This window comes from Lapidilactobacillus gannanensis (assembly GCF_003946675.1).
Classification (GTDB): domain Bacteria; phylum Bacillota; class Bacilli; order Lactobacillales; family Lactobacillaceae; genus Lapidilactobacillus; species Lapidilactobacillus gannanensis.
Map to the genome: position 1 here is coordinate 21,199 of NZ_RHOT01000029.1, position 6,389 is coordinate 27,587.

Here is a 6,389-nt window from a genome sequence, read left to right on the forward strand (position 1 = left end):
TGAAACTTGTTAAAAAATAGCCATAGCTTACTTTTGGCGGCGCTGCCACACGTGTTTTAAAGGAATTGCCAGCAATGGCACGATAATGATCGCGCTAATTGCTTCAGCCAAACCATTGACTCCCAATGCAATTAGTAAAACTTTAAACAAATTCTGCGAACTGCCCTGCATGCCAAGCTTGGCTAAAAGTGCTGCGCTATGATTTAAATAGAAAATACCAGTTAGCAAAACCACCCCCAGTGTATTAAAAGCGGCTCCTAAAAAGCCAGTAATGCCTAAGCTTACTGCTTGCGGTAACTTGATTCGTTCAAGCATCGTTGGCAACCAGCCAGCTAACCAGCCGACAAATAATCGTGGCGCGATAGCAATAATTGGGTTAGCAAACAGTAAAAACGTCACTGTCCCTGGTGAAGTATAGGCGCGAATTAAAGAAATGATGCCCCAAATCAAACCTAAAACAGCGCCTGAAGCAGGCCCTAGTAAAATTGCACCTACCATCACGGTCATTCCCATTAAAGTAATCACTGGTAATCCTGGTAATAATGGAATGTAACCTAAAAATGGTACCACTGCCTGCAATATTAAAATGGCAGTAAAAATACCAATTATCGCAATTTGCTGTGCTCGTTGTCGTGACTTATCCATCACTTTGCACCTCGTTTTCAACTTGTACTTATATTTTACCTGACTACACAGCTAGGTCAATACTGAACCAACTAACTAGAATGAGTTTATCTTTTTTTCAAAGTTAATGCATAAAAAAATGGCTCGTTTTTCTTAAATCGGTTTGAACTTTACTTGACAAAAATCGCAAATCACGTTAAATTGGACTAGACCAAACAAGGAGGATATAAATCATGCAAATTAAAATTGTTAAAGATAAACTTGCCGGTGGCGAAGCTGCCTTTGAAATGATTAAAGCTGGGATGGCTAACAACGCCAAGGTATTGGGTTTAGCTACTGGTAGTACCCCAATTACTTTGTACGATAAGATGACTGCTAGTGATCTTGACTTCTCAAACATGGTATCAGTTAACCTTGACGAATATGTAGGCTTACCTGCTAGCAACGACCAAAGCTACCACTACTTCATGAACGAACATCTCTTCAGCAAAAAACCATTTAAAGCAACTTATGTTCCAAACGGCGAAGCTGAAAACGTTGAAGCTGAGGTTGAACGTTACGAAAAAGTCATTGCTGACAACCCAATCGATATCCAAATCTTAGGCATTGGTCGTAATGGCCATATCGGTTTTAACGAACCAGGTTCACCATTGGATGGTCCTACTCATAAAGTTGCCTTAACTCAATCAACGATTGATGCTAATGCGCGTTTCTTCGAAAATGAATCTGATGTTCCTCGTTATGCTATTTCAATGGGTATCGGTTCAATCATGAAGAGCAAAGAAATCATCTTAATGGCTTATGGTGAAGACAAAGCTGATGCAATTCAAGCAACAGTTGAAGGTCCCGTTACTAACCACGTACCTGCAAGTGTCTTGCAAAACCATGCTAATGTTACTTTGATTTTAGACGAAGCAGCAGCAAGCAAATTATCTAAATAATTTATCTTTTTGGGAGTTCTAGGTTGCTAGGACTCTTTTTTTGACTTCAAAATAGTTTTATTTCGTATTTAAAAAAGGGCAAAAGCATTGGTATCGGTGAACAAACGGAATTGGTTCTGACGCCATTGCGGGCTTGCTGGTTGTGGAACGCGGCCGGGATTGATTTGAGCCAATTACAGACCAAAGTGCAAAACCATTAAAACCTAGTGAGGATGTCAAAACAGAATTGGTTCTGACTACATTGCGGGCGTTTTGGTTGTGGAACGCTGCCGGCGTTGATCTAAGCCAATTACAAACCAAATTGTCTTAGATACAAGCCTTCTACTAAGCGATAAATCGCCAAGTAGAATTTGGCTGCTTCTCGCAAGCTCGTACGCAAATACAAACCCATTGGCTGACAACCACGCCCTCCATTACGTCTGGAGTTGAGGTGGTGCACTTCACTATTGCTAGTGGTTAAGGCAAATATTGTGGGACAACTCAACTCTTTTTGGCAGATATGAAATTTGAACAGTAACGTCAAAATAGTCTAATTAAGAATTGATCTCTAATTCTGGAACATACTGATTTGTCCAACTCCATAAAACTTGTCAATCAAACTATTAGTCCACATCAATCTGTTTTTCCAAATAGTGGTAAGCAATCCCGTTAGTTTATCCTGGTGGTGGCTGGGCGATTGGCGTCAGAGAAGGGGGGTTCTTTGCGTACGAGCGATTTTGCGAGAAGCAGTGAAATTATTGTTAGAGTGTGAGGAGCAGCGGTCTTTCGGCGTAGAGTAACTGCAAATAATTGCTTGAGCTGGTGCAACCAGATCGAGTGATTATTTCAGTTACTCATAGCCGTTTGCTGCTCCGAACACGTTTGGTGCTTCAGCACTTACAATAAGCCTCGAATTTGAGATTTTCGTAGAAAAGCTCAAATCGACGGCCACGTCGTTTTCTACGCCCTCTTAATCGCCCAGCCACCACCAAGTCCAAATTGGGGAAGTCTTGGCACAATTTGAGGGCCACAGAATCGCTGGGTCCCTGCCACTACTCAACTACGGATCGACTAAAGCAATTAATTTTAGTAAAAAACTGTAATTGAATTTTTAGCAAACAAAAAAGGTGTTTTGAGAATGATCTCAAAACACCTTTTAGTTAGTGCGGGCAAGAAGACTCGAACTTCCACGACCTATAGGGGTCACAAGATCCTTAGTCTTGCGCGTCTACCAATTCCGCCATGCCCGCAAAAACAACTGCAAAATTAATTATAGTTGATTTTCGCAGTTGGGTCAATAGCGATTTGCTGTAATTTACCACGACAACGTCCACAAACATAGCGTTGCGTGTTAATTCGCCGTTGTCGCCAATAATCCATTCCACAATTGAGGCAGCGATAATGATACTGTGCTCGTTTTGAGCGCGTGACCACTGGATTAATTCGTGGTACGAATCGCAGACCACCGACTTCTTTAAGCAATTGACGAAATTCCACAGCCCGATGATCATGGGGCAAACCCAATAAATCTAAATGATAGTGACAAAGTTCATGTCGAATAATGTCTGGAAGAAGTTCACCATTTTGATATGCCACAAACCGCGGATTAAAATCCAAATGATGATCACCAGAAAAATAGCGACCACCAGTTGTCTTTAATCGCGAATTAAATCTAGCTTGATGTTCAAAGGGACGGTGAAAATCTGCCCACGAAATTTGTTCAACTAATTTTTGTAATTCAAAATCAGTCATTAGTGAGATCACGCATACTTAATTGCACACGCTCCCGCTTTAAGTCCACATCAAGAATCTTCACTTTGACAATATCGCCCACAGCCACGACTTTGCCAGGATCCTTAACAAAATGATCAGCTAGCTGCGAAATATGAACCAAGCCATCGTGCTTGACGCCAATATCAACAAACGCACCGAAATCAACCACATTACGAACCGTGCCTTGTAAAACCATTCCTGGATGTAAATCCTCAATTGTTAGCACATCTTGCCGTAGCAAAGGTGCAGCCACAGTATCACGCAAGTCACGACCAGGCTTACATAATCCAGCAATAATATCACGTAGCGTTTGTTCACCAACCGACCAGGACTCACTTAACTCAGTAACATTCAGTAACTTCGACATTGTCTGCAACATCTCACTACCCAAATCGGCTTTGGTCATCTTCAACTTTTTCAAAATCTTTTCAGCAATTGAGTAACTTTCTGGATGGATGTCAGTATTATCCAACGGCTCTGTACCGGTAATAATTCGCAAGAAGCCAATTGCTTGTTGGTAAGTTTTGGGTCCTAAACGCGGCACTTTTTGCAATTCTTTCCGATTTGCAAACTTCCCATGTTCATTTCGATAAGCCACAATATTATTCGAAATAGTGGCTGAAAAGCCAGAAATGTGTTGTAGTAAATCAACACTGGCCGTATTTAAATTGACCCCAACATTGTTGACCACATCCTCTACAACAATGTCTAATTGTGCCGTCAACTCTTTCTGGCTGACGTCATGTTGATACTGCCCGACACCGACTGCTTTCGGATCAATTTTCAATAATTCTGACAATGGATCTTGTAGACGCCGTGCAATACTAACTGCTGAACGTTCTTCAACATGCAACTGGGGAAATTCAGCCCGAGCATTATCACTAGCTGAATAAACTGAGGCGCCAGCTTCATTGACAATTACATAATAAACATCTCGCTTGGTCTTCTTTAAAGACGCGGCAACAAATTGTTCTGACTCACGGCTGGCCGTCCCATTACCAATGGCAATCATGGTCACTTGATATTTCTCTAAGAAATCAAGAAACTGCCCTTCAGCTTGGGCACGCTGATTAACTGGTGCTGGTTTATGGGGATAAATAACTAATTTATCTAAGAACTTACCGGTACCATCCACAACTGCTAATTTGCAACCAGTCCGATACGCAGGATCAAATCCTAAAACAGTTTTCCCCTTCAATGGTGGTTGCAACAATAAATGCCGCAAGTTCTCGCCAAAAACGGCGATTGCTTGTTGATCCGCTTTGGTTTTCAGGTCCGCACGAATTTCTCGTTCAATTGCAGGACCAATGAAACGCTTGTAAGCGTCGTCCACCGCCGCCACCATTTTTTCACTAGCAAATTGATTGCGATCACGATTTACTTTTTTAGTAATCAATTGTAATAACTGTGTGGGGTCAAAATCAATTTCGGCCTTCAGAACGCCCTCTTTTTCGGCACGATTAATTGCTAAGACTTGATGCGGCACTACTTTATTTAACGGTGCTGCAAATTCGTAATACAACTGATAAACTTGCTTCTCATCAGCATCTGCGTCTTTCAAACTACTCGTCAATGAGCCGTTATGTTCGGTGTAACGCCGAGTCAATTCCCGAAAATTCGCCTGGTCACTAATTTCATCAGCCAGAATTTCATGAACCCCTTGCCAAACTTCATCAGTGGTTGGCAATTCCTTGTCCGCATCGCAATACTTCACGGCCGCCGCATCCCACTGATCATTCGAATAGTTCGGTTGTTCTTTAATTAATTCTGCCAATGGTGCCAAGCCATTAGCCCGAGCAACCGTCGCCTTGCTTTTCCGCTTTTGCTTGTAAGGCAAATAAAGGTCCTCGACAGTTTGTAATTTGCTGGCACTTTCAATTGATTTTTGTAAATCAGGCGTTAGTTTACCCTGTTCTGTAATCGAACGGATCACTTCAGTCTTACGATTGGCCAGCGCTGTTAAACGCTTATATTCACTTTCAATCGCCCGAATTTGAACCTCATCCAGAGCACCCGTCATTTCTTTACGATAACGCGCAATGAACGGTACGGTATTGCCATCGTTTAATAACTCTAAAACAGCCTTGATGCCATGTGGCGCGTAATCCAAGTTAGTTTCAGTTTGTTTAACTATTGTTTGATTTAAAGTTTCTGTACTCATGAAAAATCTTCGTCCCCATTACTTTTGAATTCTAGATCAAGCTACTAATTCGTTGTAAATACTTACTGATTTTATCGGTAGCAGCATCTTGGGCTGCTTCCGCTGCTGAGAACGCCGCTTGATCAACGGATTGATCAGCCTGTAAACTGCCAGTCATTGCTTGGCAACCATCAACGAATTCTTGATACGCCGCTGCCAAAAACTTCTGATTGCCCATTAATCGAGCTGGAGGTACTGCGGCTGCCAGCTCATCGGCCAAGTCCTGATAGTCAGCCGTCCGCGCTGCAAAGGTTGTCTTGATTTCGTGATATTCATCAGCTGTTAAGCTAGCAACTGTGTCATCTTTAATGGCTTTTTGGATTTTTTGAAATAGTGGATCCAATTCTTCTTGAATCTTTTCAGTTTGCGAAACAACTTGATTAATCGTCAAACTATAATGACGTGCTTTTTGCTGCATTTTATTTGCCATAGCTATTAACCTCTTTAATTTAATATGCTTATTATACCAAAATTGACAATTACCTTGTACAGTCGATAAACTGAATTTATACTAGGTAAAATTTTCCACTGGTAAGATTTTTAATAACTGTCACTGAGTTTTGAGTCATGCAACTCGATCCATTAAATAGTATGCATTAATAAACGGAACCAACTTACTGAATATAATTCGACGACCTTTTTTATTATAACTATCAGATGAAATACTGTTAGTTAAACATTAGTTATTTTTCCCGAATTGTCAAATCAAGTGCAACACTTCCGACCTATTCTTAGTTATTGGTCTGGTTAATCAAAGTCTGGCAGGACTGCGATTGCCGATTGATAGTTGAGAATCTTTCGTGGTCTTTGGTTCAGAGCGTTTTGGCTTGCTTGAATCCCTGTTAAGGTCAATTGGCGCATTGAGCGGCCTT

At 41.4% G+C, this 6,389-nt stretch carries 5 protein-coding genes, 1 tRNA gene and 1 pseudogene; 1 reads left to right on the top strand and 6 read right to left on the bottom strand.

Features of this window, described 5'->3' with window-relative positions:
- Positions 1 to 27 precede the first annotated feature (27 nt).
- The gene (locus EKM81_RS08325) at positions 28 to 645 is read right to left on the bottom strand and encodes an ECF transporter S component (RefSeq protein ID WP_125650675.1); all 618 of its coding nucleotides are present in this window, start codon (positions 643 to 645) and stop codon (positions 28 to 30) included.
- A 212-nt stretch (positions 646 to 857) separates the two neighbouring features.
- On the opposite strand from EKM81_RS08325, the gene nagB reads away from it, so the two are divergent.
- On the top strand, positions 858 to 1,565 hold the full coding sequence (gene nagB / locus EKM81_RS08330; protein ID WP_125650677.1) for a glucosamine-6-phosphate deaminase: 708 nt from the start codon (positions 858 to 860) through the stop codon (positions 1,563 to 1,565).
- Positions 1,566 to 2,708: 1,143 nt separating this feature from the next.
- Here the strand turns inward: nagB and EKM81_RS08335 are convergent.
- From EKM81_RS08335 to EKM81_RS11660, 5 genes and pseudogenes are all read right to left on the bottom strand, one after another.
- A tRNA-Leu gene (locus EKM81_RS08335) sits at positions 2,709 to 2,794 on the bottom strand.
- Positions 2,795 to 2,810: 16 nt separating this feature from the next.
- Positions 2,811 to 3,296: a SprT family protein gene (locus EKM81_RS08340; RefSeq protein WP_125650679.1), complete on the bottom strand. Its 486-nt coding sequence runs from the start codon at positions 3,294 to 3,296 to the stop codon at positions 2,811 to 2,813.
- Entirely contained in the window at positions 3,289 to 5,478 is a 2,190-nt protein-coding gene (locus EKM81_RS08345; protein WP_125650681.1) for a Tex family protein, read from the bottom strand. Before EKM81_RS08345 ends, EKM81_RS08340 begins: the two co-directional genes overlap by 8 nt.
- A 31-nt stretch (positions 5,479 to 5,509) precedes the next feature.
- Positions 5,510 to 5,947: a hypothetical protein gene (locus EKM81_RS08350; RefSeq protein WP_125650683.1), complete on the bottom strand. Its 438-nt coding sequence runs from the start codon at positions 5,945 to 5,947 to the stop codon at positions 5,510 to 5,512.
- A 317-nt stretch (positions 5,948 to 6,264) separates the two neighbouring features.
- Positions 6,265 to 6,389, bottom strand: a pseudogene (locus EKM81_RS11660) (IS30 family transposase); the annotation flags it as partial.

Excerpts from the sequence above, each read along its gene's own strand:
- EKM81_RS08340 (WP_125650679.1), bottom strand. The coding sequence starts at position 3,296 with ATGACTGATTTTGAATTACAAAAATTAGTTGAACAAATTTCGTGGGCA.
- EKM81_RS08350 (WP_125650683.1), bottom strand. The coding sequence starts at position 5,947 with ATGGCAAATAAAATGCAGCAAAAAGCACGTCATTATAGTTTGACGATT.
- nagB (WP_125650677.1), top strand. The coding sequence starts at position 858 with ATGCAAATTAAAATTGTTAAAGATAAACTTGCCGGTGGCGAAGCTGCC.
- EKM81_RS08325 (WP_125650675.1), bottom strand. The coding sequence starts at position 645 with ATGGATAAGTCACGACAACGAGCACAGCAAATTGCGATAATTGGTATT.
- EKM81_RS08345 (WP_125650681.1), bottom strand. The coding sequence starts at position 5,478 with ATGAGTACAGAAACTTTAAATCAAACAATAGTTAAACAAACTGAAACT.